This is a genomic window from Bradyrhizobium sp. CCBAU 53421 (assembly GCF_015291625.1).
In the GTDB taxonomy this organism is placed as follows: domain Bacteria; phylum Pseudomonadota; class Alphaproteobacteria; order Rhizobiales; family Xanthobacteraceae; genus Bradyrhizobium.
In genome coordinates, this window is sequence record NZ_CP030047.1 from 2,529,393 (window position 1) to 2,555,281 (window position 25,889).

General features: G+C 64.0%; 22 protein-coding genes. 20 read left to right on the forward strand and 2 right to left on the reverse strand.

Going from position 1 to position 25,889, the window contains the following annotated elements; translation table 11 throughout:
• Positions 1-15: 15 nt before the first annotated feature.
• From XH92_RS11970 to XH92_RS11995, 6 genes are all read left to right on the forward strand, one after another.
• A complete protein-coding gene (locus tag XH92_RS11970) occupies positions 16-1,125 on the forward strand; it encodes an ABC transporter ATP-binding protein (protein ID WP_194461221.1) in 1,110 nt (369 codons plus the stop codon).
• A gap of 2 nt (positions 1,126-1,127) precedes the next feature.
• Entirely contained in the window at positions 1,128-2,705 is a 1,578-nt protein-coding gene (locus tag XH92_RS11975) for an FGGY-family carbohydrate kinase (protein ID WP_194459391.1), read from the forward strand.
• Complete coding sequence (locus tag XH92_RS11980; RefSeq protein WP_194459392.1) at positions 2,698-3,738, forward strand: 2-hydroxyacid dehydrogenase; 1,041 nt, start codon at positions 2,698-2,700, stop codon at positions 3,736-3,738. The genes XH92_RS11975 and XH92_RS11980 overlap by 8 nt, the downstream gene beginning before the upstream one ends.
• Before the next feature lie 17 nt (positions 3,739-3,755).
• Positions 3,756-4,484, forward strand: a complete 729-nt coding sequence (locus XH92_RS11985; RefSeq protein WP_194459393.1) for a class II aldolase/adducin family protein — start codon at positions 3,756-3,758, stop codon at positions 4,482-4,484.
• Complete coding sequence (locus XH92_RS11990) at positions 4,481-5,989, forward strand: glycerol-3-phosphate dehydrogenase (protein ID WP_194459394.1); 1,509 nt, start codon at positions 4,481-4,483, stop codon at positions 5,987-5,989. Before XH92_RS11985 ends, XH92_RS11990 begins: the two co-directional genes overlap by 4 nt.
• Before the next feature lie 202 nt (positions 5,990-6,191).
• Entirely contained in the window at positions 6,192-7,166 is a 975-nt protein-coding gene (locus XH92_RS11995; RefSeq protein WP_371818074.1) for a TRAP transporter substrate-binding protein, read from the forward strand.
• Between the two features lie 75 nt (positions 7,167-7,241).
• Here XH92_RS11995 and XH92_RS12000 read toward each other — a convergent pair whose 3' ends face one another.
• Positions 7,242-8,087 (reverse strand): acetamidase/formamidase family protein, encoded by an 846-nt coding sequence (locus tag XH92_RS12000; RefSeq protein ID WP_246788544.1) that lies wholly within the window; start codon positions 8,085-8,087, stop codon positions 7,242-7,244.
• Between the two features lie 496 nt (positions 8,088-8,583).
• Between XH92_RS12000 and XH92_RS12005 the strand changes: the two genes are divergently transcribed.
• The 8 genes from XH92_RS12005 (at position 8,584) to XH92_RS12040 (ending at position 18,011) form a co-directional block, all read left to right on the forward strand.
• On the forward strand, positions 8,584-9,504 hold the full coding sequence (locus XH92_RS12005) for a CoA transferase subunit A (protein ID WP_194461224.1): 921 nt from the start codon (positions 8,584-8,586) through the stop codon (positions 9,502-9,504).
• The gene (locus tag XH92_RS12010) at positions 9,497-10,267 is read left to right on the forward strand and encodes a CoA-transferase subunit beta (protein ID WP_194459395.1); all 771 of its coding nucleotides are present in this window, start codon (positions 9,497-9,499) and stop codon (positions 10,265-10,267) included. The genes XH92_RS12005 and XH92_RS12010 overlap by 8 nt, the downstream gene beginning before the upstream one ends.
• Positions 10,268-10,294: 27 nt before the next feature.
• A complete protein-coding gene (locus tag XH92_RS12015; protein WP_194459396.1) occupies positions 10,295-11,248 on the forward strand; it encodes an LLM class flavin-dependent oxidoreductase in 954 nt (317 codons plus the stop codon).
• 36 nt (positions 11,249-11,284) lie between these two features.
• Positions 11,285-12,562 carry an ArgE/DapE family deacylase gene (locus tag XH92_RS12020; RefSeq protein ID WP_194459397.1) on the forward strand — a complete coding sequence of 426 codons (1,278 nt, stop codon included), beginning with the start codon at positions 11,285-11,287 and terminating at the stop codon, positions 12,560-12,562.
• A gap of 158 nt (positions 12,563-12,720) precedes the next feature.
• Positions 12,721-15,147 (forward strand): xanthine dehydrogenase family protein molybdopterin-binding subunit, encoded by a 2,427-nt coding sequence (locus XH92_RS12025; protein ID WP_194461225.1) that lies wholly within the window; start codon positions 12,721-12,723, stop codon positions 15,145-15,147.
• Positions 15,144-15,983, forward strand: coding sequence for a xanthine dehydrogenase family protein subunit M (locus tag XH92_RS12030; RefSeq protein WP_194459398.1), 840 nt, complete (start codon positions 15,144-15,146; stop codon positions 15,981-15,983). The genes XH92_RS12025 and XH92_RS12030 overlap by 4 nt, the downstream gene beginning before the upstream one ends.
• Positions 15,980-17,200 (forward strand): 2Fe-2S iron-sulfur cluster-binding protein, encoded by a 1,221-nt coding sequence (locus XH92_RS12035; protein ID WP_194459399.1) that lies wholly within the window; start codon positions 15,980-15,982, stop codon positions 17,198-17,200. The genes XH92_RS12030 and XH92_RS12035 overlap by 4 nt, the downstream gene beginning before the upstream one ends.
• 52 nt (positions 17,201-17,252) lie before the next feature.
• Positions 17,253-18,011: a GntR family transcriptional regulator gene (locus XH92_RS12040; protein ID WP_194459400.1), complete on the forward strand. Its 759-nt coding sequence runs from the start codon at positions 17,253-17,255 to the stop codon at positions 18,009-18,011.
• Positions 18,012-18,147: 136 nt separating this feature from the next.
• On the opposite strand, the gene XH92_RS12045 is transcribed toward XH92_RS12040, so the two are convergent.
• On the reverse strand, positions 18,148-19,335 hold the full coding sequence (locus XH92_RS12045) for a diaminopropionate ammonia-lyase (RefSeq protein WP_194459401.1): 1,188 nt from the start codon (positions 19,333-19,335) through the stop codon (positions 18,148-18,150).
• Positions 19,336-19,589: 254 nt separating this feature from the next.
• Here XH92_RS12045 and XH92_RS12050 point away from each other — a divergent pair, with 254 nt between their 5' ends.
• The 6 genes from XH92_RS12050 to cofH are packed head-to-tail and all read left to right on the forward strand — an operon-like array spanning position 19,590 to position 25,865.
• Positions 19,590-20,366, forward strand: a complete 777-nt coding sequence (locus XH92_RS12050) for a LamB/YcsF family protein (protein WP_194459402.1) — start codon at positions 19,590-19,592, stop codon at positions 20,364-20,366.
• A 21-nt stretch (positions 20,367-20,387) separates the two neighbouring features.
• Entirely contained in the window at positions 20,388-21,047 is a 660-nt protein-coding gene (npdG, locus tag XH92_RS12055; protein ID WP_194459403.1) for an NADPH-dependent F420 reductase, read from the forward strand.
• Between the two features lie 3 nt (positions 21,048-21,050).
• Positions 21,051-21,824, forward strand: coding sequence for a coenzyme F420-0:L-glutamate ligase (gene cofE, locus XH92_RS12060; RefSeq protein ID WP_194459404.1), 774 nt, complete (start codon positions 21,051-21,053; stop codon positions 21,822-21,824).
• Positions 21,821-22,759 carry a 2-phospho-L-lactate transferase gene (gene cofD, locus XH92_RS12065; protein WP_194459405.1) on the forward strand — a complete coding sequence of 313 codons (939 nt, stop codon included), beginning with the start codon at positions 21,821-21,823 and terminating at the stop codon, positions 22,757-22,759. Before cofE ends, cofD begins: the two co-directional genes overlap by 4 nt.
• Positions 22,760-22,767: 8 nt before the next feature.
• Positions 22,768-23,460 (forward strand): 2-phospho-L-lactate guanylyltransferase, encoded by a 693-nt coding sequence (cofC, locus tag XH92_RS12070; RefSeq protein ID WP_194459406.1) that lies wholly within the window; start codon positions 22,768-22,770, stop codon positions 23,458-23,460.
• Positions 23,460-25,865 carry a 5-amino-6-(D-ribitylamino)uracil--L-tyrosine 4-hydroxyphenyl transferase CofH gene (gene cofH, locus XH92_RS12075; protein ID WP_194459407.1) on the forward strand — a complete coding sequence of 802 codons (2,406 nt, stop codon included), beginning with the start codon at positions 23,460-23,462 and terminating at the stop codon, positions 25,863-25,865. Before cofC ends, cofH begins: the two co-directional genes overlap by 1 nt.
• Positions 25,866-25,889 lie beyond the last annotated feature (24 nt).

Consider the following 25,889-nt stretch of genomic DNA (forward strand, 5'->3'; position numbering starts at 1 on the left):
CGGATGGTCATGGACATGCTCAAGCTTCGAGGTATCGACAAGGTCTATCGCAGCCGCGGCAAGGTGCCGGTGCATGCTGTGCGTGCGCTCGATATGGCGGTCGAGAAGGGCGAGATCGTCGCGCTGCTGGGATCGTCGGGCTGCGGCAAGACCTCGACCCTGCGCATGATCGCGGGGTTCGAGGACGTCTCGGCCGGATCGATTGCGCTCGGCGGGCGGCGGATCCACGAGCTGCCACCGGCGCGGCGCAAGGTCGCGATGGCATTCGAGGGCTATTCGCTCTATCCCCCGCTCACGGTCCGCGAGAACATCGCGTTCGCGCTGAAATCCGCTCAGCTATCGCGCAACGAAATGACGCGTCGCGTCGACGAGATCGCCCGCCTGGTTGAGATCGAGGACATCCTCGACAGCTATCCACGCGCGATCTCCGGCGGCCAGCAGCAGCGCGTGTCGCTGGCGCGGGCCCTGGTGCGCGATGCCGACCTCTATCTGCTCGACGAGCCGATGGGACAGCTCGAACCGCAGCTGCGCGCGGTGCTGCGCGGCCGGATCAAGAGCCTGCTTGCCGAGCGCGGCATGACCGCGATCTTCGTCACCCACGACCAGACCGAAGCCAGCGCGCTGGCCGACCGCATCGCGGTCATGGAAGGCGGCGTGCTGCAGCAGTTCGCCAGCGAGAAGGAGCTGAAGGGCCGGCCTGCAAATCTGTTCGTCGCGAGCTTTATTGGCGAGCCGCCGATGAACCTGCTCGACGCCGAGGTGGCGCGGTCGGATAACGGCTTCCGCCTGTCGGTTGGAGCGGATATGCGTTTCGATATTAGTGGCGCCGGGCTCGACAATGAAGCGGCGAAGGCGCTCGCCAGCACGCCGCAGGTGCAGATCGGCATTCGTCCGCAAAAGATCGTGGTCGGGACCGGCGACGTCAGGGTCAAGGTCGTCTCCAATCAGTGGCTCGGCGATCAGTCGCATGTCGCCGGCGATTGCGGCGGCCGGATGCTGATCGCGGTCACGCCGGGCCGCGTCGCCGCGCGGCCGGGAGAGATTATCTCGTTCGCGCCGGAGCCGCGTCACCTGCACATCTTCGGCAGCGATGGGACCTGCATTCGCCATGCGGAGGTGTCCTGACCATGGCCGCCGCAAGCCGCGACGTCATCATCGGCATCGATGCCGGCACTTCGCTGATCAAGGCGGTGGCGTTTACGCTCACCGGCGAGCAGCTTGCCGATGTCTCGCAGCCGAATGCGTATAGCAGCCTGGCCGGCGGCCATGTCGAGCAGGACATGGCACGGACCTGGACCGATACGGTCGCGGTCATTCGTGCCCTCGCACAGTCGGTGCCTGACCTGTCCGCGCGGATCGCGGCAATCGCGGTGACCGGGCAGGGCGACGGCACCTGGCTGATCGACGACGACGGCCGGCCGGTTGCACCGGCGCTGCTGTGGCTCGACTCGCGCGCCGGGCGGCTGGTCGAAGAAATTCGCGCCAGCGAGCGCAATACGCCGCTTTATCGCCGCACCGGCTCCGGGCTCAACGCCTGTCAGCAAGGGCCGCAACTGGCCTGGCTGCAGGCGCACAAGCCTGAGGCGATCGCCGGCGCGACCACGGCCTTCCATTGCAAGGACTGGCTCTATTTCCTGCTCACCGGCCAGCGCGCGACCGATCCATCGGAAGCGACGTTTTCCTGTGGCGATTTCCGCAAGCGAAGCTTCGATGCGGAGACCGCGCGGTTGATCGGTATCGCCGACCTGATACGCCTGTTCCCGCCGGTCGTTGACGGTGCGGTGATGACGCATCCGCTCAGCGCGGCGGCCGCCATCGAGATTGGCCTGCCGGAAGGTGTGCCGGTCTGCCTCGGCTATGTGGACGTGATCTGCAACGCGCTCGGCGCCGGGCTCTACGATCCGTCGCCTGACGTCGGCTGCACCATCATCGGCTCGACCGGCATGCATATGCGGCTGGTCTCCAACGCAGATGCGGTGACGTTGAACCGGGAGGCGACCGGCTACACCATGCCGTTCCCGGTACCGGGGCACTATGCCCAGATGCAGTCCAACATGGCGGCGACGCTGAATATCGACTGGATGCTCGATCTCGCATGCGACCTGCTGGCGGCAGAAGGCGTGACGCGCACGCGCACTGAGCTGATCCGCCGGCTCGATGACCAGGTGCTGCGGGCGAGGCCGGGCGAGGTGCTGTTCCATCCGTTCATCTCCGATGCCGGCGAGCGTGGTCCGTTCGTGGCGCATGAGGCCAGCGCGCAATTCTTCGGCCTACGCTCGCGGCACCGCTACGGAGACTTGATGCGCGGCGTGATGGAGGGGCTCGCCTTCGCCGCACGGGATTGCTACGCCGCGATGGGGTCGCTGCCGCGCGATGTCAGGATCACGGGCGGCGCGGCGAAGAGCCGTGCGCTTGCCGTCATCCTCGGCGCCGCGCTGGATTGCGACGTCCGGATCTGCAGCCGGGCCGAGGCCGGCGCCGCAGGCGCGGCGATGATCGCGGCGGTCGCGATCGATGCCTATCCCGATATGCGCGCCTGCGCCGAGCAGTGGGTGACGCCGCATCTGAGCGCGCCGCAATCGCCTGACGCCGCGCTGGCGAAGCGTTACGCCAGCATGTTCCCGACCTATCTCGATGCAAGGCTGGCGTCGCGGCCGGTCTGGAAGCAACTCGCCGCGCTGCGCGCCGGAGGCGACCATGTCTAAGCCCATCGCCATCATCGGCGACCGCTTCATGCTGCCCTCGGTGTTCGCCGAGCACATCCGGGCCGCCTGCGGCAATGGCGTCGATCTCCGCACCCTGGAGCAGCCCTGGCCGGACGAGCCGATGGAGCACGGTTACGCCGGCTCGAAGCTCGACGGCCTGAAGGAATTCATGGGGCAGCCGGACGAGATCATCGGCTTCATCGGCGATGCCGAGTTGCTCGTCACCCACCTGGCGCCGATCTCGCGGTCGATGCTGGAGCGGCTGCCGAAGCTGAAGTTCATTGCGGTGTCGCGGGGCGGTCCGGTCAACATCGACATGCAGGCGGCGCGCGACCACGACGTGCTGGTGGTCAATACGCCCGGCCGCAATGCGAGCGCTGTGGCGGAGTTCACCATCGGCGCGATTCTGGCCGAGACCCGCCTGATCCGCAGTGGGCATGAGGCGCTGCGTGGCGGGGAGTGGCGCGGCGATCTCTATCGCGCCGACCGCACCGGGCGCGAGCTCGGCGAGATGACGGTCGGCATCGTCGGCTATGGCGCGATCGGCAGCCGCGTGGTCAAGCTGCTGAAGGCCTTCGGCTGCAAGATCCTGGTCGCCGATCCCTACGTCCAGCTCAGCGCCCAGGACCGCAATGACGGCGTCGAACATGTCGCGCTCGGCGAACTGCTCGGCCGCGCCGACGTCGTCACGCTGCACGCGCGGGTGACGCCCGAGACCACCCGCTTCATCGGGCGCGACGCGCTGGAGCGGATCAAGCCGGGCGCGTTCCTGATCAACACCGCGCGCGGTCCGCTGGTCGATTATGAGGCGCTGTACGATGCGCTGGCATCGGGACATCTCGGCGGTGCCATGCTCGACACTTTCGCGGTCGAGCCGGTCCCCGCGGACTGGCCGCTGCTGCAACTCCCCAACGTCACGCTGACGCCGCACATCGCCGGCGCCTCCGTGCGCACCGTCACCGTGGCCGCCGAGCAGGCGGCCGAAGAGGTTCGCCGCTTCCTGGCCGGCGAGCCGCCACGCAATCCGTGCTGAAGAGAAAGGCAGTCCGTATGACCCGTGAGGAACGACAATTGCGCGAGGCAATCATCGCCAAGTGCCGATGGATGAATGCGTCGGGTCTCAACCAGGGGACATCAGGCAACATCTCCGCCCGCTACAAGAACCGGATGCTGATCACGCCGTCGGCGACACCCTACGATTCGATGAAGCCGGAGATGATCGCATCGATGCCGCTCGAGGCCGACTATGGCACGTGGGAGGGGCCATTGCAGCCGTCCACCGAATGGCGCTTCCATCTCGACATCACGCGCGCCCGGCCCGATGTCGGCGCCATCGTCCATACCCACTCGACCTATGCGACCGTGCTCGCGATCGCGCGCAAGCCGATCCCGGCCTGTCATTACATGATGGCGGCATTCGGCGGCACCGACATCCGCTGCGCCGGCTATGCGCGCTACGGCACCAAGGAGTTGTCGGATCATGCGATCTCAGCGCTCGAAGGCCGCAATGGCTGCCTGCTCGCCAATCACGGCATGATCGCGCTCGGCGCCAATCTCGACAAGGCGATGTGGCTCGCGGTCGAGCTCGAGACCATCGCGCGGCAGTACTACCTCTCGCTCGCGCTCGACTCGCGGATCATCCTGAGCGACGAGGAGATCGCCGACACCGCGAAGGGCTTCTCCACCTACGGGCTGCAGGCGCCAAAGCCGAACAAGGCCCGGGCGACGGCGAAGGCGGCACCGCGCCGTGCCGAGAAACGGCGCAGCAGCAAGCGATGACGGGGACTGCGCCGGTCGCAGGCACCGATCACGGGCTGGTCGATATCGCGGTCATCGGCGGCGACATCAACGGTGCCGGCATCGCCCGCGACGCCGCCGGCCGCGGCTTGAAGGTCCTGCTCTGCGAGAAGGATGATTTTGCCGAAGGCACTTCGTCGCGTTCGGGCAAGCTGATCCATGGCGGGCTGCGCTATCTCGAATACTACGAGTTTCGTCTGGTGCGCGAGGCGCTGATCGAGCGCGAGGTGCTGCTGGCGTCCGCGCCCCACATCATCTGGCCGATGCGCTTCGTGCTGCCGCATTCGCCGGAGCAGCGGCCGGCCTGGCTGGTTCGCACCGGGCTGTTGCTCTACGACCATCTCGGTGGCCGCAAGCAGCTGCCGGCGAGCCGCAGCCTGGATCTGTCGCGGGCGCCCGAGGGCGCGCCGCTGCATCGCGAATTCCGGCGAGGCTTCGAATATTCGGATTGCTGGGTCGATGATAGCAGGCTGGTGGTCCTCAATCTGGTCGCTGCCGCGCAGGACGGCGCCCGCATCCTGCCGCGCACAAGGGCGGTGCGCGCGCGCCGCGACGGCGACGTCTGGCTGCTCGAGATGCAGGGCGACGACGGCACCGCGCAAATCGTGCGGTCGCGCGCGCTGGTCAATGCCGCTGGGCCATGGGTTCAGAATGTCATCCAGGGCGTGGCCGGACTGAACTCCGCCCAGAGCGTGCGGCTGGTCAAGGGCAGCCACATCGTGGTGCCGAAATTCTGGGACGGGCCGCAAGCCTATCTGCTGCAGAACAGCGATCGCCGTGTGATCTTCGTCAATCCCTATGAAAATGATCTCGCGTTGATCGGCACCACCGACATTCCCTATCACGGCCGCGCCGAGGACGTCGCGATCGGCGAGGACGAGGCCGATTATCTGTTGCAGGTGGTGGGCCGCTATTTCCGGGCGCCGCCGCAGGCGAGCGAGATCGTGCACGCCTTCTCCGGCGTCCGGCCGCTCTACGACGACAACGCCGACAATCCGTCGGCGGTGACACGCGACTACGTCTTCGAAGTTCACGGCGCCGAGGGCGCGCCACCGCTGCTTTCGATCTTCGGCGGCAAGATCACGACCTACCGCCGGCTGGCGGAGCAGGCGTTGCAGCGCCTCGCGCCGTGGTTTCCAAAGCTGTCGCCGGCCTGGACCGCGCATCGGCCGCTGCCGGGCGGCGACATCGGCGGCAGCTTCGATGATTTTGCAAATGGCCTTGCGCGCGACTATCCCGATCTCCCGCAGCGGCTCATCCACCACTATGCGCGTCTCTACGGGACGCGCGCGCGCGAGCTACTGGGCTCGGCCCGCACCGCGGTCGATTTGGGCCGTCATTTCGGCGGCGACTTTTATGAACGCGAGGCGGTCTATCTGCGCGATAGGGAGTGGGCGAAAAGGTCTGCCGACTACCTGGACCGGCGTACCAAGCATGGCCTGCATTTGACGCCGGCGGAGCGGCACGCGTTTGAGAGTTATATCTAGGACCGCACGCGCAGAGTCGCGAGAAGCCTGGCTCCGATTGAGCGAAGCGAGCGCAAGACGAACTGCAGATAGCCGGGCCGTTTGACGTCACCGTCAGCATAGGCAAGACTGATCGAGGTCAAACTGTGCTTGCGGGACATTTCCGGTGCTCAATTCGGTTTCTGCTTTGCCCTCGTCGATCAACTGGGCAGGCTTACGCTCTGTGGTGGTCGGGCTTTTCATAGCGTCGGCAGCTATATTCAGCGCACCTGCGTCCGCTCAAGTGACGTGGCAAATGGCAACGGAGTATCCTCGCAGCAATATCTCCGGAGTTGGCTTGGAAAAATTCGCCGAGCTCGTGTCCGCGCAGACGAACGGATACGTTACGGTCCGGAATGCGTTCGATAACGAGTTGAAGATCAGCTCCGGCGAAATGTTGCGCGCGGCTGAAGCGGGGCGGATTGCCGGCGGCGACGCGTTTGCAGGGCCGCTTGAGGCGTCCGATCCGGTGTTTGGCCTGCCGTCGCTGCCGTTTGTTGTCCAGTCCGTCGAGGCGGCGCGGTCCATCAACGAGCAGGCGCGGCCACTCTATGAGAAGGCGTTGGCCGCGCGCGGCCTCAAGCTCCTGTACATCACCATTTGGCCGTCCACCGGCCTTTGGAGTGCCCAGCCGATTTCGACGCCGGCGGACCTTCGGTCCATTGCCGCGCGGACCTATGACTACAATTCGGCCGAGGTCATGCGCGCGGTCGGCGCAACGGCGGAGTATCTTCCGTTCAACGAGGCAATCGCCAAGGTAAGAAGCCATGAGCTGAATGCCATCCTCACGTCGGGCGACGGCGGGGCCGGCCGAAAGCTCTGGCAGGATCTGACCCATTTCACGGCGATCAACTACGCGATTCCGATCTCGATTGCCTTTGTGAGGACCGATGCTTTTGATGCGCTCCCGGAAGCGGTTCAACGCCAGGTGATGCAGGTGGCTGCCGAGACGGAACAACGCCAGTTCCAGCTTCTGGCCAATCGTACGGCGGAAAATTACGCACGGATGCGCGACAACGGGGTTCAGATCGCGGAGCCGGCGCCGGCTCCCGTTCTCGCCGCGCTCAAGCAAGGCGCGTCGGCGCCGATCGCAGCGTGGAAGGCCAAGGCTCCGCCGGAAGCCGTGGCCATCGTTGATCAGGCGTTGCAGCAGCAATAGGCGGTGGTGGCATTGCACGGGCGGCGACGGGCCGCCATGGACGATGAACCAAGACGCTGTGCGCGGCGCGCAGCGTTAGTTCGTGCGTCGGCGGCGGCCTTGCGATGCATGCGCATTGACGATCGATGCGCCGACCGACGCCGATGCGGTCTCGACCCGAGGGGCCGCAAGATGCAGATTGCGTCGAATGTGAAATTCAAACGTGCCGGCGAGCGCCGTTTCGATGGCGGAGGTCTGCGCATCTCCGTCGTCGAGCAGCGCGTGGCCATGCCCCGCCGAGAACAGCGCGCCTGCGACGAAGACGGGAAAATAGGCGGTGCATCCGGCGCCGAGATCCCTGTTGTCGATGTGCCCGCTGAAACCGGTGGTTTCGTTCGGCTTGCGGCGGTCCCAGTTCGCCGGCGGCGCGACGCCAAAGTTGCCAAAGCACGGCGATAGCCTGAGTTCTCGTCCCCAAGGCAGCCGCGCGATATTGCGCGTGCGATCGAGCGGGACGTGCCGGCAGCAGAAGTCCAATGACATCTCCCGCGCCGCGCTCGGGGCCCTCATGTTCCAGCCCCAGTCGGATCGCAGGCGGACATCGAGGACACGAACCTCGAGCACGTCACCCGGTTCGGCGCCCTCGATATGGATCGGGCCGGTCAATAGCCGCGGTGCAGCCCCGTGGGAAGCGTCGATGTTGCCGCGGCCAAGCGGTTCGACCAGGTCGCTCGCGAGATCGAGTGCTTCATCCGGCTCGGCCGACAGCGTTTCGATCGTCACCCGATCACCCGAAGCAATTCTGATGACGGGACTGAGTCGACCATCCCACAGTCCCCAATGAAGATGATCTGGTGTCGAGGTAAGATAATGCTCCACGGTCCATCCTTTCTTATTGGTTCTTGTTGAAGCCTGTATGGCTGCTGCGGCGCCAGGCAACACCTTCAATCGGTGATCGCTGCGGCAGGGTGCTGCATGGCGACGCCATCGAGAGCGACGCTGACTCCATAAGCACGATCCGTGCCAAGGGCCGTGATGCCTGGCAGGACATCCCATCTTTGGACCTATGGCCCTTATGACGCCGTTTCGAACCAGCATCTTGTGCTGGCCAGGCGCAGCACTGCGACGACCTCCGTCTGCTCGCGCGGCGGATAGCGAGAGCCGTGAAGCCACGAGTATCAGGCTGCAAAGCTAGGCATTGCTCGTCTTTTTATTGTGCGCTCGGCGATCGCAAACCCACGGCGTCTCGCGCAGGTAGAATCCGTCCCACGATCGGTCGTTGTGAAGATTCCGCTAGACGTATGGGACTAACATTAGTACGATAGGTTCAATTGGCAGGAAGGGCCTGCGGTTCGCTCCTCAGCCGCTGCCGGTTGCCGACAAGGAGGATGTTTTGCCGGATACCCTGGTGGAGCCGTACACGCGGCTCAGAGAGAAGATGGCGCAGCGTGACCGCAGCCTGCGCGAGAAGGTGGTGTCGCTCGAGGAAGCGGCCGGCTTCGTCCAAGACGGCATGAAAGTGGGTATTGGCGGGTCAACCATGTCGCGCACGCCGATGGCGATGCTCTGGGAGCTGATCCGCCAGCATCGCAAGGATCTTTCGATCTCGCGCTGCATCGTCTCGACGGACGGCGACCTCGTGTTCGGATCCGGCATCGCGAACCACGTCGTCACCAGCTGGTTCGCCCAGGGGATTCTCTGGGGCCTGTCCAAGGTGATGCGGCATCATGTGGAAAATGGCGGCAAACACTATGAGGAATGGAGCCACATGGCCGTCGGCATGCGGTTTCGCGCCGGCGGCATGGGCGTTCCGTTCCTGCCGACCCGCGCCATGATGGGGTCGGATATCGTGGGCCAGCGCCCCGAGGCCAAGCAGATCGACTGTCCGTTCACGGGCGAGAAGGTGCTGCTGGTTCCAGCGCTCAATCCCGACGTCGCGCTGATCCATGTCCAGCGCTGCGATCCTTACGGCAACGCCCAGATCGACGGCCTGCAATTCATGGACATCGATCTCGCGCTCGCCGCCAACAGCGTGATCCTCACGACCGAGCGGATCGTCTCGAACGACCAGATCCGGCGTGCGCCGGACCAGACCAAAATCCCGTTCTTCTGCGTCGACGCCGTGGTCGAGGTTCCCTACGGATCGGCGCCGCACGAGTGCTACGGCCTCTATGAGCCGATGATGCGGCACATGGAAGCCTATGTCGCGCAGGTCAATTCGGATCCCGTAAAGGGGATGCAGGAATATCTCGACCGCTATTTCTACAGCCCGAAGTCCTGGAACGAATATCTCTCGCTGATCGGCATGGATGAGGTGTTGGAGGCAACGCAGAAGGGCAGGAGCATCTATAATGACTGAGGCGCAGCGCTACACCGCAAGCGAAATTCTCGCGATCTTGAGCGCGCGCCAGCTGCAGGACGGGCAGGTGGTCTTCGCCGGCATCGGCGTGCCGCTGCTCGCTGCAACCCTGGCCCAGCGCACCCGCTGTCCGGCCCTGACCATCCTGTTCGAGGGCGGCGTTGTCGGCGCCTTCGTCGAGCCGGGCAAGTTGCCGCCGTCGACCAACGACCAGCGCTGCACCAAGCGCGCCAACATGGTCCTCGGCAGCGCCGATGTGTTGCTGCTGCTCCAGCGCGGTTACGTCGATGTCGGCTTCATGGGCGGCGCCCAGATCGATCAGTTCGGCAATCTGAACTCGTCTTTCATCGGCGACCCGGCGAAGCCGAAGACGCGCCTGCCGGGCACCGGCGGCGGCAACGACATCTCCAGCCTGACCAACATGATCGTCGCGATGAAGCACGAGAAGCGCCGTTTCGTCGAAAAGGTCGATTTCATCACGAGCCCCGGGTTCATCCGCGGCGGCACCAGCCGGCGCGACTCCGGCCTGCCCAGCGGCGGCATGTGGCGCGTGATCACCGAGCTCGCGGTGTTCGGCTTCGACGACCGGACCCGCCGCATCAAGGTGCTGGCGCTCAATCCCGGCGTCAGCCGCGAGGAAGTGCAGGACAACACCGGCTTCAGGCTCGACTTCGACGAGAAGCTCCACGTCACGTCGCCGCCGACCGATCACGAACTCGAGACGCTGCGGATGCTCGATCCCGACCGTCTCTTCACCGCTTAAAGCTACACCAAGTCCGGAGATCTATCGATGACCACGCTCGCCAACACGTTTGGTATTGCCGCGCGCAATTTCACCGCCTATCCCGAAATGCCCAACGCCCGGGCGCTCGTCGAGTATGGCGTTCGGGTCGAGGAACTCGGCTACGATTCGGTCTGGGTCTGGGATCACATGCTGCTCGGCGTGGAGCCGAACTTCCCGATCATCGATTCCCTGACGACGTTGACGGGCATCGCCGCGCGCACGAAGCGGATCAAGATGGGTACCGGCATCCTGGTGCTGCCGCTGCGCAACGCCGTGGCGCTCGCCAAGCAGCTCTCGAGCATGGATCAGCTGTCCGAAGGCCGCCTGATCATGGGCATGGCGTCCGGATGGTACAAGCGCGAGTTCGACGCGCTCGGCATTCCCTTCGAAAAGCGCGGCAAGATCATGGATGAAAATCTCGAGATCATGCGCCGGCTGTGGACCGAAGAGTCGGTTTCGGGCGAATACATGCGCCACAACATCTCGAAGGCCGTGATGTACCCCAAGCCGGCGCAGCCGCAAATTCCGCTGCTGATCGGCGGATACGCCGATCCCGTGCTGAAGCGCGCCGCTCTGAACGGAGATGGCTGGCTCACCTACTTCTATCGTCCGGCCGACTTCAAGAAGTCCTGGGACAAGATCATCAACTTCGCCAAGGAGGGCGGCAAGGATCCGTCGACTTTGAAGAACGCCTCGCAATTGCCGATCATGATCGGTAAGTCGCGGCAAGCGGTCGAAGCCGACATGATGGACTGGCTCAACAAGGAGTGGGATTTCCCGGCTCACAGCGATTGCAGCCGCGAGAGCGCCATCATGGGCTCGGTCGACGAGTGCGTGGCCCAGCTTCGCGAGCACATCGCTCTGGGCGTCCAGAAGATCATCTTCGTCCCGTACAAGTATCAGGCGGACCAGGTCGAGACCATCGCGCGCGAGATCATCCCGCGCCTGCGCGCCAAGTAACGAACAGAGAAACGCTCAACACAGGCGACAAAGCAGATGACTGACTCCGTACGCAAGAAGATCCTCGACAAGGTCGACGCCTCGAAAGATCACGCGATCAAGTTCCTCCAGGATATGGTCGCGATCCCGAGCGTGACCGGCGACGAAGCCGCGATCCAGAAGCATATGCACGGCTACCTGACCGAGATCGGTCTTGACGTCGACATGTGGGAGACCAATTGGGACGAGCTGAAGAAGCATCCCGGCTACCGCCCGGTCGATCGCGGCTATGAGAATCGTCCCAACATCGTTGCGACCCTGAAGGGCACCGGCGGTGGTCGCTCGCTGCTGCTCAACGGTCATACGGACGTAATCCCGGTCGGCAACGGCGAGGGATGGAGCGACAATCCGTGGTCGGCTTCGATCAAGAACGGGCGCATCTATGGCCGCGGTTCGTGCGACATGAAGAGCGGCGTTGCCAGCCACGTGCTCGCGGTTCAGTACCTGAAGGAGCTTGGGCTCACGCCGAAGGGCGATGTCATGATCAACATCGTCATCGACGAGGAAGTCAGCGGACACGGCACGCTCGACACCGTCGTCCGCGGGTACAAGGCGGATGCCGGTATTTCCGGCGAAACCAGCGACCTGTTCGTGCAGCCGGCTTGCATCGGACGCATCTGGTTCCAGATCGACATCGAAGGCAAGCCCGCCGGTATCCAGCAGCGCTACCTCGGCATCAGCGCCATCGAGCTCGGCAACAAGATCGTGAAGGCCGTGCAGGAGCTCGAAGACGAGCGCGTTGCGAACGTCAAGCACGCGCTCTACCCGAGTGCCATCGACTCCTTGCCCTGCATCATCGGCAGCTTCCAGGCCGGCAACTATCCGAGCGCCTTCCCGGCGAGCGCCGTTCTGAAGGGATCGATCGGGACGGTGCCGAGCGAGGACCATGAGGGCGTCAAGCGGAGCCTCGTCAGGAAGATTGCCGAGGTTGCGGCTCAGGATCCCTGGATGAAGGACCATCCTCCGGTGGTGAAGTTCGTCGGCTACGATGCCGAGGCCTCGGAGATCCCGGTCCAGCATCCGATCGTGCAGACCGTCTGCGACGTCTATACGGAAGTCACCGGCAAGAAGCCGACGATCTCGGGGCGCCAGGGCGCGGCGGACACGCGGTTCCTGAACAAGTACGCCAATACGCCAACCGTGATCTTCGGGCCGGGTTCGACGGCCGTCATGCATGCGAACGACGAGTACGTTTCGATCGATGATTATCTGACGGCCATCAAGGTGATGGCGCTCAGCATCCACGACTGGTGCAATTCCGCCCCAACCAAGTAATCAGAGGGCCGGATCAATCGAAAAGGGGCCCATGGTTTGGGCCCCTTCTTTTTGGCGGCGTCGGTGGTGTGGACGCGTTATTGTCGCACGCGGGAGGGTTCTCGAGACTCGACGCTCAATCCTAGTGATGCTATCTTTGCGACAATAGAATGAATTTGATGTTCGAGCAGTCGATCGAACCGGACACGGACAATAAGAGAGGACGCGGAGTGGCAAAGCAGGGCGTCGGAGCGTCAATTCCTCGGAAGGAGGATGATCGCTTTCTTCGCGGACGAGGCGAATATGTCGGCGATATTCGCTTGCCCGGCATGCGCGACGTTGCGTTCGTCCGTAGTCCGCTTGCACATGCGCGGATCAAGGATATCCGTATCCCGCCTCATCTCCGCAGCAGCGTGTTCATTGCATCGGATATCGCGGCCGATACGCGTCCGATTCGCGCCGTGTCCGGACTGCCCGGCTTCAAACCGTCCGACCAGCCGATCCTCGCCTTCGAGAAGGTCCGTCAGGTCGGCGAACTGATCGCGATGTGCGTCGCCGATACCCGCGCGGAAGCCGAGGACATTGCGGCTGCCGTCGAGGTTGATTTCGAGGAATTGCCGGCCGTGCATGACATGCTGCTGGCGCGGCGTCCGGACTCCGCCCTGGTGCACGAGGAGTGGGGCGACAATGTCTTTCTCGAGACCTTTGTCGACATCAATATGGAAGCGGCCTATGACGCGCCGATCAAGATCACACGCGAGATATCGACCGCGCGGCAGAGCATGGCGCCGATGGAAGGCCGCGGCACGGTCGCCGTCTGGCACAAGCGGATGGATCAACTCGTCCTGTACACCGGCAATCAGCAACCGCATATCGTGCGCAACGGTCTGTCGGAGTGCCTCAACCTCGAGCAGCTGAAGATCCGCATCGTCTCGCCCGATGTCGGCGGCGGCTTCGGCTATAAGGGCATCGTGCTGACGGAGGATGTGTGTCTTGGCTGGCTCGCAATGCGCTGCGGCTATCCCGTGCGCTGGATCGAGGATCGTCGCGAGCATTTGACGGCGGGCGCGAATTGCCGCGAGCATCACTACAACATCACTGTCTACGCCGACCGCGACGGGACGTTGCGCGGTGTCGAGTGCGAGGCCTCGGTCGATTCCGGGGCCTATTCGTCCTATCCGTTTTCGGCATGCCTGGAGGCTGCGCAGATCGCCAGCATCCTGCCGGGCCCGTACGATTTCCCATCCTATCGCTGCCGCACCTGGTCGGTGTCCACCAACAAGTGCCCGATCCTGCCTTATCGCGGCGTTGCGCGCACCGGGGTCTGCTACGCCATCGAGCTGATGATGGACGCCATCGCCCACGAGTGCGGTCTCGAGCCGTACGAGGTGAGGCTGAAGAACCTGGTGCGGCCGGAGCAGATGCCGTTCGACAACATCACCAGGAAGCATTTCGACAGTGGAGACTATCCGGAATCGCTGCGGCAGGCGCTGGCAAAGATCGATCTGGCCGGTCTCCGCGCACGCCAGAAGAAGCGGGAGCCGGATGGCCGGTTGATCGGCGTCGGGCTGTCAGTCTATTGCGAGCAGGGTGCGCACGGCACGTCGGTCTACGCAGGCTGGGGCATCCCGATGGTTCCGGGACACGAACAGGCAACCGCCCGCATGACCCCCGACGGCGGCCTCGAGCTTCGCATCGGCGCGCATTCGCATGGCCAGAGCATGGAGACCACGCTTCCGCAGGTCGCGCACGAGATCCTCGGCATCGACGTCGCGCGCATCAAGCTGGTTCACGGCGACACCGAGTACACGCCTTACTCGACTGGCAGCTGGGGGTCGCGTTGCGCGGTGATGTCCGGCGGCGCGGTTGCAACCGCCTCGCGTGAACTCGCGAAGCTCATCAAGGGGATCGGTGCCCATCTGCTGCAGACCGAGATCGAGAACGTCAAACTCGAGAACGGCGCGGTCGTCGGTCCGTCCAACAGCGTGAAAATCGATGAGATTGCGCACACCTGGTATCGCAGGCCGCAGGATTTGCCGGCAACCGTCGATCCGAGGGGCCTTGAGGTCACCATCGGCTACAAGCCGGCGCGCGATTCCGGAACGTTCAGCTATGCGACCCATGTCGCGGTAGTCGCCGTCGATCCGGAGTTGGGCGATATCGAGCTGATCGACTACGTTGTGGTTGAAGACGGTGGCCAGCTGATCAACCCCATGGTCGTCGACGGGCAGATCTATGGCGGGCTGGCGCAAGGCATCGGCACCGCGATGTATGAAGAGATGAATTTCGATACGTCGGCCCAGCCGCTGGCGTCGACCTTTGCCGACTATCTGTTGCCCGGCCCGACCGAAGTGCCGGCGCCCAAGCTTGGCCATATGGAGACGTTGGCGCCCTATACGGAGTTCGGTGTCAAAGGCATCGGCGAGGGCGGTGCGATCGCGCCTCCCGGCGCGATCGGCAATGCGGTCAATGACGCGTTGCGGCCTCTTGGCGCGCAGGTCTTGCACACGCCGATGACGCCGCGGCGTGTCCTCGAAGCCATTCAGGTCGCGGCCGAGCGCCGCAAGGCGAGGGCGCCCGAATTGGCGGAAGGGTTGCCGGCGTGAAACCTGTCAATTTCGACTACGCACGACCCGATGCGGTCGACGCGGTGATCCGGCTCATCGCGGACGACAGCAGAACCGTCAAGATGATGGCCGGGAGCCAGTCGCTCGGGCCGATGTTGAACCTCAGGCTGGTGCAGCCCGATCTGATCGTCGACCTGACCGGGATCGAAGAGCTGCGCTGTTTCAGCGACGGGGCGGAAGAAATCTCGATCGGGGCTTGCGTCACGCATGCCGATATCGAGGACCTTCGTGTCACCGACGTCACGCGCGGTGCGCTGCCGACGGTAGCCAGCGGCATCGCATATCGCGCGGTGCGCAATCGCGGCACCATCGGCGGCAGCTTGACGCACGCCGATCCGTCGGCCGACTGGCACTCGATCCTCGCCGCAGTTGGGGCGAAAGTCGTGCTGCGCGGCCCGGCCGGCGAGCGGACCGTGGCGGTTGAGGACTACATGGTGGGCGCGCTTGAAGCCGACCTGCGCCCTGGCGAAGTTCTCGTTCGCGTCATGGTGCCGCGATTAAGCAAATCGGCGCGCTGGGGCTACTACAAGAGCTGCCGCAAGACGGGCGAATTCGCTCACGCGATCGGCGCCTTCATGACCGACCCCGATCGCGGCATCAGCCGTGCGGTCATCGGCGCGACGGAGAGCCGTCCGATCGTCATCGCCGAGGCAGGCAATGTGATCGGCGATGGCCGAGCTCCGCGTCTGAGCGAGCGTTTCGACGGCGGGGCTGTCGACGAGATTCTGGAGAAGGCAGGGATGGTCGATCCCCTGGACAAGCAAACCCATGTCGTCGCGCTGCGCCGCGCGATCGAGCAGGCACGGCCGCAATGAGCACCTGTAGCCTCAACGTCAACGGAAGCGCGGTCAGCGCGGAGATCCAGCCGCGGACTCACCTTGCGGATTTTCTCCGCGAGAAGCTCAATCTGACCGGCACCCATCTGGGCTGCGAGCACGGCGTCTGCGGCGCGTGCACGCTCCTCGTCGATGGTGTGCCGACGCGCTCCTGCATCACCTTCGCGTTGGCTTGCCAGCAGGCCGACGTCACGACGATCGAAGGCCTCGACGACGACGAGATCACGCGCGAACTGCGTGCGGCCTTCACGAGGGAGCACGGCCTTCAATGCGGCTATTGCACGCCGGGGATGGTCGTGTCGGCGCGCGATGTCGTGCTGCGCATGCAGGACCCGAGCGAGCGCGATATCCGCGTGGCCATGAGCGGAAACCTTTGTCGCTGCACCGGCTATGTCGGCATCGTCCGCGCAATCCAGGGTGTGATCGCAGATCGCAGGGCGCGAGGGATCGCCGCGATTCCAAACGGAAACCGGACGCGTCTTGGACCCTCTGGCTCCGGCAATGCGACCGCGGTTGCCGCCGTTTCGGCTCGGGCCAAGCCGAGGGCCGCGCCAATTGCGGAGAAGACGGAAGCGCCGGCAGCGGCCGCGGCCTCGCTCCGGGATACGAACTGGAAGCCGCAAACGACCTTCACGCAGAGCTTCACCGTCGAACATCCGGTCGATGACGTCTGGAATTTCTTCGCCGACATCGCTGCGGTCGCCGCCTGCCTGCCTGGCGCATCGCTCGCCGGAGATCCGGTCGACGGTCACGTCGACGGCCAGATCAAGATTAAGGTCGGGCCGATCTCTGCCGAATTTCAAGGCATCGCCGATGTGACGCGCGACGATGCGACCCGTACCGGCACGATTATCGGCGCAGGCAAGGACAAGCGCAGCAACTCCTCGACCCGCGGCCTGATCGGCTATGCCGTCAAGCCGGGTGACGCGGAAGACCAAACCAGGGTCGATCTCAGCATCGGCTTCACCTTGACCGGGGCCCTGGCGCAGTTCAGCCGCTCCGGCCTGATCCAGGATGTGGCCGGACGAATCATTGCCGTTTTTGTCCAGAACCTCGAGACGAGGCTGGCCCATCGATCGGGAGGCGGCGAGGGCGAGCCGGCCATGGTCAAGGAATTCGACGCCGGCGCGCTGATGCGATCGATGGCGCTGGACTACATGAAACGAGCGCTTCGATGGCTCTTGCGACGGCCTTAGTTGTCCGGCGATAGAACTCGCCTTTTGCGATGAGATGGACTATCTTACTATCATGAATAAGCTAGTCCCAAATTACGAGCGCAGCCGGGTCCCCCTCTATGTGCAGGTGGCATCGGTCATGCGTCAGCGGGTCGAGTCCGGGCGATGGCAAGAGGGCGACAAGATCTCGACCATCGAGGAGCTTGAAACCGAATTCGGCGTCGCGCGCGTTACGATCCGGCAGGCGATCGAGATGTTGCGGAGCGAGGGTCTGCTCGACGCGCAGCAGGGCCGTGGGACGTTCGTGTCCGGACGACCGAAGAATCGTCACTGGCTGAACCTGGCCAATGATTTCGAGTCGATGGTCGATTCCGTCAGAAACAACGTCCTCAAGCGCGTCTATGTCGAGGAGAATGCGGAGCTGCCCCGGCTCGCCGCGCATGAAGGGCGGCCCGCCGCCGGCTACGCATTTCTCAGAAGCGTGCAGTATAACGAGGACGAGCCGTTTTCGGTCGTCAACCTCCATCTGGCGCGCAACCTCTATCTCAAAGACCGCAAGCGCTTCACCCATACGGCCGCGCTGACCAAGATCATGGAGATGGACGACATCACGCTCGCCCACGCTCATCAGGTTGTGACGATCGGCGTAGCCGATCCCGAAACGGCCGAACTGCTCAAGATCGGCCTCGGCGAACCAACGGCCGATTGCCGCCTGGTGCTGGTCGACAGCAACGACATCGCCGTCTATGTCGCCGACATCCATTATCATCGCAGTTGCTTCGCGCTCCGTTCCGATCTTCTCGAAAAATCGAAGAAGCGAACGAAGGCCTGACGAAGGAGCGGGCGCAAGGCCCGCTCCTCATTGTCGCTAGAGCGTTTTCGAGCGAAGTGGCCACCGGTTCGCGTGAAGAAAACGCGTCAAAACAAGAATCTAGAACTTCGGTTCTGATGTAATCAGAACCGAAGCTCTAAGCGAGGATGCTCGCCGGCGAGGCTCCGACGATCTCCGTGTAGCGCTTTTGGTCGGTGGCACCTTCGGTGTTGATCAGCAGCACGCGCGATGTCTGGTTCAAGCCCAGCGCTTCACGCGCGACACTGCTCTTGGCGGCGCGCCAAAGGCCAGCTAGTCCAGCAGCGCCGCTTTCGCCGGCCACAATGGCCGGATCGTCGCCTGTCGGGTGTGCGAGCCGGCGCATCGCCACCGCGGCGCCTTCTTCGCCGACCATCATGAACGCGTCCGCCTTCCGCGACAGGATGCGCCAGGCAACGAGGGAAGGCTCGTAGCATTCGAGCATCGCCATGATCGTCGGCTCGCCGTGGGCGATCTTGATCGGCGCGCCCGCGATGGCGCTCTGATAGAGGCACGCAGCCCGCTCGGGCTCCACGACCACGAAGGTCGGGCGGCTCTTGCCAAAGACAACATCGAAGTAACCGGCGACTGCCGCTGCGAGGCCGCCGACCCCGGCCTGGACGAATACATGGGTGGGCGCCTCCGGCTGCTGCCGGAGGATCTCGTTCAGCATCGCCGTATAGCCCTGCATGACCAGCCCGGGGATGCGCTCATAGCCGGGCCAGGACGTATCCGAGACGACGATCCAATGATTGTCCTGGCAAACCTTGTCGGCAACTGCGACGGAGTCGTCGTAGGTGCCGGGCACCCGCACGATTTCCGCACCGAAGCGGGCAATTGCCTGCACGCGCTCATCCGTGACTCCGGAATGCACGAAGATGACCGCCTTGGCTCCGACCATCTGCGCGCCGGCCGCGACCGATCGTCCGTGATTTCCATCGGTGGCGCAGCCGACCGTCAGGCTGCGCGCGATCTCGCGTATGGCAGGAGTCTCGATCTCGCTGATATCCACCGCGCGGCCCAGCTTGCTGCTGGCATGCTCCAGCAGTAACCTCAATACGGCGTAGGATCCGCCCAGGGCCTTGAAGCTGCCAAGGCCGAGCCGATGCGATTCGTCCTTGATATGGATGGACTTCACCTTGAATTCGCGGGCGAGCGCCGGCAGCGATCGCAGCGGCGTTTCAGCGTGGTTCGGCCGGAAGCTGAGGAAACGCTCGACTTCGTTGGCTTCCTCGCGCGCGAGCGTAGCGGCATCCGCCGGGTCAAGCGGTTGGTCGTGAGATGAACTTGTATTCGACAGGAACATTCGAACCGGCCTTCGCGATGAGTTGTTTGGTGGGAGCAGCTGCCGCTGATCGGACGTGTCGTCGTCGGGCAGCGCAGCTTGCCAGAGAGTTGAATACATACTATCATTGGGATGATGGTTCAATACGGTTTCGCGAACCCTTATGCTGTCGTCATCGTCTAAAACCGATCTTCGGAAAAGCGGGAAAAATTATTCGGTAAAAGGATTGTCTTACTAACAATAGAACGTTATAGCTCAAGCGCACGAGGTGAAGGATGACCGTAACGATCAACTTGAACGCCGACATGGCCGAAGGGTTCGGCGCGTACGACGTCGGTGACGATGCCGGAATCCTGAAGATCATCGGATCCGCCAATATCGCCTGCGGCTTTCACGCCGGTGACCCGCGGGTGATGCGCAACGTCGTGCGCGAAGCCAAGCGCCTCGGTGTCACGATCGGTGCTCATCCCGGTTTCAATGATCTCTGGGGCTTCGGACGCCGCCGCATCGACATGCGCCCCGATGACCTCGAATACATGGTCGCCTATCAGATCGGCGCGCTGCAAGCGATGGCGGCCTACGAAGGCGAGCGGGTCACCCACCTCAAGCCGCACGGCGCGCTCAACAACATGGCCGCCGAAGACGCCGAATACGCGCTGGCCATCGGCCGCGCCATCAAGGCCGTCGATCCGCGCATCATCTATGTGGCGCTCGCGGGGTCCGAGATGGAAAAGGCCGGCCGCAAGCTCGGACTTCCCGTCGCGATCGAAGGCTTCTGCGATCGCCAGTACGACGACGACGGCAATCTGACGTCGCGCAAGATCGCGGGCTCGGTCATCAAGGACGCTGCGCTCGCGACCCGGCAGGTGCTCGATATGGTGTTGAACAACACCATCACCTCCCGCAACGGCAAGAAGATCAAATGCAAGGTCCACTCGCTGTGCGTCCATGGCGACGAGCCAACGGGTGTCGCCACGGCCCGCGCGGTGCGGGAGGGCCTCGAGAAGGCCGGCGTCAAGCTCGTGCCGCTCACCGAAATGCCCCTCGACTAATCCTGGAAAGGCCACCGAGACATGAACACGAAGCCGACGATTGCCATCCTTGGAGGAACCGGTGACTTGGGATCCGGCCTCGCGAAATGCTGGCTCGCGGCCGGTTACAAAGTCATTCTCGGTTCACGCTCCGCGGAGAAGGCCCGGAGCGCGGCGGAGACCATGACCGGCGACGTCGCGGGCGACGACAATGCCGCCGCCGCCCGGGCTGCCGACATCGTGGTCGTTGCCGTGCCGTTCGCGAGCCATGATGCGACGCTGAACGAAGTCAAGGACGTCGTTCAGGGCAAGATCGTCGTGGATGCCGCGGTCCCGCTGGTGCCGCCGAAAGTGTCCGTGGTCCAGCTTCCGTCGGCCGGCTCGGCCGCGCAGATCGCGCAGCAACTGCTCGGACTCGGCGTGCGGGTCGTCTCCGCGTTCCACAATGTGGGCGCGACCAAGCTGCACCAGGGCGGCAAGGCGGATTGCGACGTTCTGGTCTTTGGCGACGACAAGGCGGCGCGCGACATCGTTATCGGTCTTGCGAACGAAGTTGCATCCGCGGGCATCGACGGCGGCGTGCTGGCAAATTCGGCGGCGGCCGAGGCGCTCACCTCCGTGCTGATCGGGATCAATCGGCGCTACAAGGTGCCCGGCGCCGGCATCCGCATCACCGGCCTGTCCGCAAGCCCGGGTGCCTGAACCATGCCTGTGGGGACGCGAGTCGAATACATCGCCCTGCAGGACATTCGGCGCGTCGAGCCGGGCGAGGATCTTGCCGTGCTGATCAGGCAGAGCCTGGCCGGGATGTCTCTCCAGCTTCAGCGCGGCGACATCCTCGTCATTGCGCAGAAGATCGTCTCGAAATCGGAAGGGCGTTACGTTCGGTTGAGCGACGTCGAGCCGTCCCCGGAGGCACTCGAACTCGCGGCGGCGGTCGGCAAGGACCCGCGCTTCCTCGAGGTCGTGCTCCGCGAGTCCGCAGAAGTCGTCAAGACGCGGCCGAATGTCGTCATTGCCGCGCACCGGCTCGGTTTCGTCATGGCCAACGCCGGCATCGATCAATCGAACATCGAGCACCGTGAAGGCGAAGAGCGCGTCCTGCTGCTGCCCCAGGATCCCGACGGGTCCGCGCAGAGGCTGAAAGTCGCGCTGGATGCAGCCGGCGACCTCAATCTTGGGATCGTCATCAACGACAGCTTCGGCAGACCCTGGCGCAATGGTGTCGTCGGCGTGGCGATCGGCGCTGCCGGCATTCCCTCGCTGCTGAGCCAAATCGGCGTCCCCGACATGTTCGGCCGGGCAATGCGCGTCACCGAGATCGCCATCGCCGATGAGATCGCCGGCGCCGCCTCACTGCTGATGGGGCAGGCGGGCGAAGGCATGCCGATCATCCTCGTCCGTGGCCTGACGCTTGATGGGCCGGTCTCACCCGCGGCCGCGCTGGCGCGAGCCAAGAGCCAGGATATGTTCCGATGAGCGGCGGCGACCGCAATGTTGTTGCGCTTTGTGGCGGGGTCGGCGGCGCCAAGCTCGCCTATGGCCTCAATCGTTTGCTGGGTGCCAAGCTCGCCATCATCGTCAACACAGGCGACGACTTCGAGCATCTTGGTCTCACGATCTCGCCCGACATCGACACGGTCGTCTATACGCTGGGCGAACTCGCCGACGAAGAGCGTGGCTGGGGACGAACCGGCGAAAGCTGGAACTTCATGGAGGCGCTCGGCGGCCTCAAGGGCGAGACATGGTTTCGTTTGGGAGACCGTGATCTTGCCATGCATGTCTTGCGCTCGCGCGCGCTCGGCGCCGGCGTAACCTTGACCGATTTCACGGGCAGGATTGCATCGCATCTCGGCATTGAGGCGAGCATCCTGCCAATGACCGACGATCCGTTTGCAACGATCGTCGTGACCGCCGATCAGAAGCTGGCGTTTCAACGCTATTTCGTCGAGCTGCAGGCGCGGCCAGAGGTCAGGAAGATCGAATTCCAGAGCGCCAGTGGTGGAACGGCGACCAGCGCCGCATTAAGGGCCATCGGCGTAGCCGATGCCATCATTGTCTGTCCGTCGAACCCGTATCTCAGCATCGATCCGATCCTGGCTGTGCCTGGTATCCGCGCTGCCTTGGATACGACGAGGGCTCCCATCGTTGCCGTCTCGCCGCTGGTCGGCGGCCGCGCCATCAAGGGGCCGACCGCGAAGATCATGAACGAACTCGGCGTCGCGCCAAGCTGCGCCTCGATCGTCAGGCACTATGGCTTCCTCGATGGTCTGGTGATGGATCGCGAGGACCAGGCCGATGCCGATGCGGTCGGCATTCCCGTGCATGTGACGAACACGATCATGCGCTCGAAGGATGAGCGTGTTCAGTTGGCACGCGAATGTCTCCAATTTCTTGGTCGATTGAAGAGCTAAGCGAAGCGATGGACGATTTCGAAACCTGGGCGCTGGTGCCGGTCAAGCGGTTCAGTCAAGCAAAGAGCAGGCTGGGCGATATCCTGGTGGCGACCGAGCGCGCAAAACTCGCGCAAGCCATGCTGTGCGACGTTCTCGGAAACCTCCGGGATACGCGCTCGCTGGCCGGCATCGCCGTGGTGAGCGCCGATCCGGAAGCGTTTGCGATCGCCAAGCGCTTCGGCGCGGCGATGATCTTTGATGAGGTCGAGACCGGCGTCAATGCCGCGGTGCAGCGCGGCCTCGACGCATTCCAGCCGTGCGGGCGGCGGGTTCTCGTTGTGCCCGCCGACATTCCGTTTGCCCGTCCGGAGGACTTCGAACACGTCATCCGGTTGCTGGACCATACGCCGATCGTGCTCGTGCCTGCGCTTTACGACGGTGGGACAAATGCTCTGGCGATGCGCTTGCCCGACATGTTGGAGCCTCGGTTTGGCGAAGAGAGTTTCCGTGCGCACCGCGACCTGGCGCGGCAGCGGCAACTGAGCTGCAGCGTGTTCAAATCCCATGGCATCGGCAAGGATATCGACTGCCCAATTGATTTTGGTCCGTATCTGATCTCGTCGCAGAACCTCGGAACGACGGGTTCGCTTCTTGATGAGCTCAAAATTGCCGATCGTTTCGGCAGCGACGACCATCCCGTTCCCGTGAGGCTGTTCTGATGACGTCCGTCTTGAATCTTCCGTTCGACCGTCGCCTGTCCCGAAGCGAAGCCTACGAGCTTGTCGATCTTGTGGAGATCGACGAACTCCTGACGGCTGCCGCCAGGCGAAGGGATGCCGCGCACGGCGATGTCATCACCTATTCGCCCAAGGTATTCATCCCGCTCACCCAGCTTTGCCGCGATGTCTGTCACTATTGCACGTTCGCTCACGCGCCGCGTTCGAACGTCAAGCCGTATCTCTCGGTCGAGCAAGCGGTCGCGATCGCCAAGGCCGGCAAGGAGGCCGGCTGTCATGAGGCGCTATTTACGCTCGGCGACAAGCCGGAGCTTCGTTACCGCGTCGCGCGCGAGGAGCTGACAAGGCTCGGCCACGAATCCTCGCTCTCGTATCTAGCCGAAGTCGCAGGGGCGGTGTTCGAGCAGACCGGCCTGCTCCCTCACGTCAATCCTGGAATCATGAGCGAGCTCGACCTTGCCATGCTGCGCAAGGTATCGGTCTCGCAGGGCATCATGCTGGAGTCCGCGTCGGACCGGCTTTGCGCGAAGGGCGGGCCGCATTTCGGATCGCCGGACAAGGTGCCCGCCGTCAGGCTTCAGACAATCAAGACCGCCGGCGAGCAGGCCATACCCTTCACGTCCGGGATCCTGATCGGCATCGGGGAGACCAGGGCCGAACGGATCGATGCATTGCTCGCGCTGCGCGACCTGAATGATGCGCATGGACATCTGCAGGAGATCATCGTCCAGAACTTCCGGCCAAAGGTCGGGACGCGCATGGCCAATGCGCCGGCGCCGTCCGTGGACGATCATCTCTGGACCGTCGCTGTCGCCCGCTTGATATTCGAGCCGGAGATGAACATTCAGGCGCCGCCGAACCTGAGCCCGGCAGCACTGGGGCGCGTCGTCGCGGCAGGAATCAATGATTGGGGCGGCGTGTCGCCTGTCACGCCGGACCACGTCAATCCCGAAGCACCATGGCCGCATCTGCGGCTCCTGGAGGCTGCAACGCGGTCAACCGGCAAGCGGCTCGAGAAGCGGTTGCCGATCTATCCGAGCTTCGCGCGCTATCCCTCGCGCTGGCTCGACACCAAGCTGCTGAAGTCGGTCCTCGATCGGATCGACGGGGACGGCTTTCCTCGCACCGACGACTGGCATCCCGGTCATATCGGCGGACTTCCATCGCGCGAGCTCGGATGGCTGAAATTGCCACCGCGTACGGTGCACCGCAGCGAGGTGACGTCAGTCATTGCCAAAGCCCAGCGCGGCGATGAGCTTTCGGAGGGCGAGATCGTCAGGCTGTTCCGCGCTCACGAGACCGACTTCACCAGCATCTGCCGCGCGGCGGACGAATTGCGCAGCAGCGTCAACGGCGACGTGGTGTCCTACGTCGTATGCCGCAACATCAACTACACCAACATCTGCTCGTTCAAATGCCAGTTCTGCGCCTTCTCGAAGGGCAAGATGAGCGAGAATCTGCGTGGCCGGCCCTACGACCTCGAGATGTCCGAAGTCGCGCAGCGGGTCACCGAGGCCTGGGACCGCGGCGCCTCCGAGGTGTGCATGCAGGGCGGCATCCATCCTTCCTATACCGGGCAGAAGTATCTGGATATCTGTCGGGCCGTGAAGGGTGCCGTCCCTGCGATGCATCTCCATGCGTTCTCGCCGCTCGAGATCCATCAAGGGGCGCACACGCTTGGCATTTCCGTCGCCGAGTTCCTGCAGGAGCTGAAAGCGGCAGGCCTCGGCACATTGCCGGGAACGGCCGCTGAGATCCTCGACGACGAGGTGCGCGAGACGCTCTGCGCCGACAAGATCAGGACCCAGCAGTGGCTCGACGTCATGCGCACGGCGCACTCGATCGGGCTCCGGTCGACGGCCACCATCATGTTCGGCCATATCGAGCGTTACGACCATTGGGCGCGGCATCTGCTCCGGCTGCGGCGCTTGCAGACGGAGACCGGCGGATTTACCGAGCTCGTACCGTTGCCGTTCGTTCACATGGAAGCGCCGGTCTATCTCAAGGGCCGGGCGCGTCCGGGTCCGACATTCCGCGAGGCGGTCTTGATGCATGCGGTGTCGCGTCTCGTCCTCAATCCACACATCACCAATATCCAGGCATCCTGGGTCAAGATGGGACCCGAGGGGCTGCGGCACTGCCTCTCGGCCGGCGTCAACGACCTCGGCGGCACGCTGATGGATGAGAGCATCTCGCGGTCGGCCGGCGCCTCGCACGGCCAGGAAATGACGCCGCAAGAGCTCGAGTCGATCATCATTTCGGCAGGCCGTGTGCCGCGTCAGCGCACGACGACGTATGGCGTCGCGGACGGGGTTCGGAGGCAGCGCTCATTTGACGCGGTCCGCGAGCGGCAGACCGGTACGGGGATGCGATCCGCGGGGTGCTAAAGGACCGGAGCGAGGCCGAGAGAG

Coding starts and splice junctions, on each gene's coding strand:
- cofC (WP_194459406.1), top strand. CDS start 22,768: ATGGACGATTTCGAAACCTGGGCGCTGGTGCCGGTCAAGCGGTTCAGT.
- npdG (WP_194459403.1), top strand. CDS start 20,388: ATGAACACGAAGCCGACGATTGCCATCCTTGGAGGAACCGGTGACTTG.
- XH92_RS12005 (WP_194461224.1), top strand. CDS start 8,584: ATGGCGCAGCGTGACCGCAGCCTGCGCGAGAAGGTGGTGTCGCTCGAG.
- XH92_RS11990 (WP_194459394.1), top strand. CDS start 4,481: ATGACGGGGACTGCGCCGGTCGCAGGCACCGATCACGGGCTGGTCGAT.
- XH92_RS12020 (WP_194459397.1), top strand. CDS start 11,285: ATGACTGACTCCGTACGCAAGAAGATCCTCGACAAGGTCGACGCCTCG.
- cofE (WP_194459404.1), top strand. CDS start 21,051: ATGCCTGTGGGGACGCGAGTCGAATACATCGCCCTGCAGGACATTCGG.
- XH92_RS11980 (WP_194459392.1), top strand. CDS start 2,698: ATGTCTAAGCCCATCGCCATCATCGGCGACCGCTTCATGCTGCCCTCG.
- XH92_RS11985 (WP_194459393.1), top strand. CDS start 3,756: ATGACCCGTGAGGAACGACAATTGCGCGAGGCAATCATCGCCAAGTGC.
- XH92_RS12045 (WP_194459401.1), bottom strand. CDS start 19,335: ATGTTCCTGTCGAATACAAGTTCATCTCACGACCAACCGCTTGACCCG.
- XH92_RS12040 (WP_194459400.1), top strand. CDS start 17,253: ATGAATAAGCTAGTCCCAAATTACGAGCGCAGCCGGGTCCCCCTCTAT.
- XH92_RS12025 (WP_194461225.1), top strand. CDS start 12,721: ATGTTCGAGCAGTCGATCGAACCGGACACGGACAATAAGAGAGGACGC.
- XH92_RS11970 (WP_194461221.1), top strand. CDS start 16: ATGCTCAAGCTTCGAGGTATCGACAAGGTCTATCGCAGCCGCGGCAAG.
- cofD (WP_194459405.1), top strand. CDS start 21,821: ATGAGCGGCGGCGACCGCAATGTTGTTGCGCTTTGTGGCGGGGTCGGC.
- XH92_RS12015 (WP_194459396.1), top strand. CDS start 10,295: ATGACCACGCTCGCCAACACGTTTGGTATTGCCGCGCGCAATTTCACC.
- XH92_RS11975 (WP_194459391.1), top strand. CDS start 1,128: ATGGCCGCCGCAAGCCGCGACGTCATCATCGGCATCGATGCCGGCACT.
- XH92_RS12050 (WP_194459402.1), top strand. CDS start 19,590: ATGACCGTAACGATCAACTTGAACGCCGACATGGCCGAAGGGTTCGGC.
- cofH (WP_194459407.1), top strand. CDS start 23,460: ATGACGTCCGTCTTGAATCTTCCGTTCGACCGTCGCCTGTCCCGAAGC.
- XH92_RS12035 (WP_194459399.1), top strand. CDS start 15,980: ATGAGCACCTGTAGCCTCAACGTCAACGGAAGCGCGGTCAGCGCGGAG.
- XH92_RS12010 (WP_194459395.1), top strand. CDS start 9,497: ATGACTGAGGCGCAGCGCTACACCGCAAGCGAAATTCTCGCGATCTTG.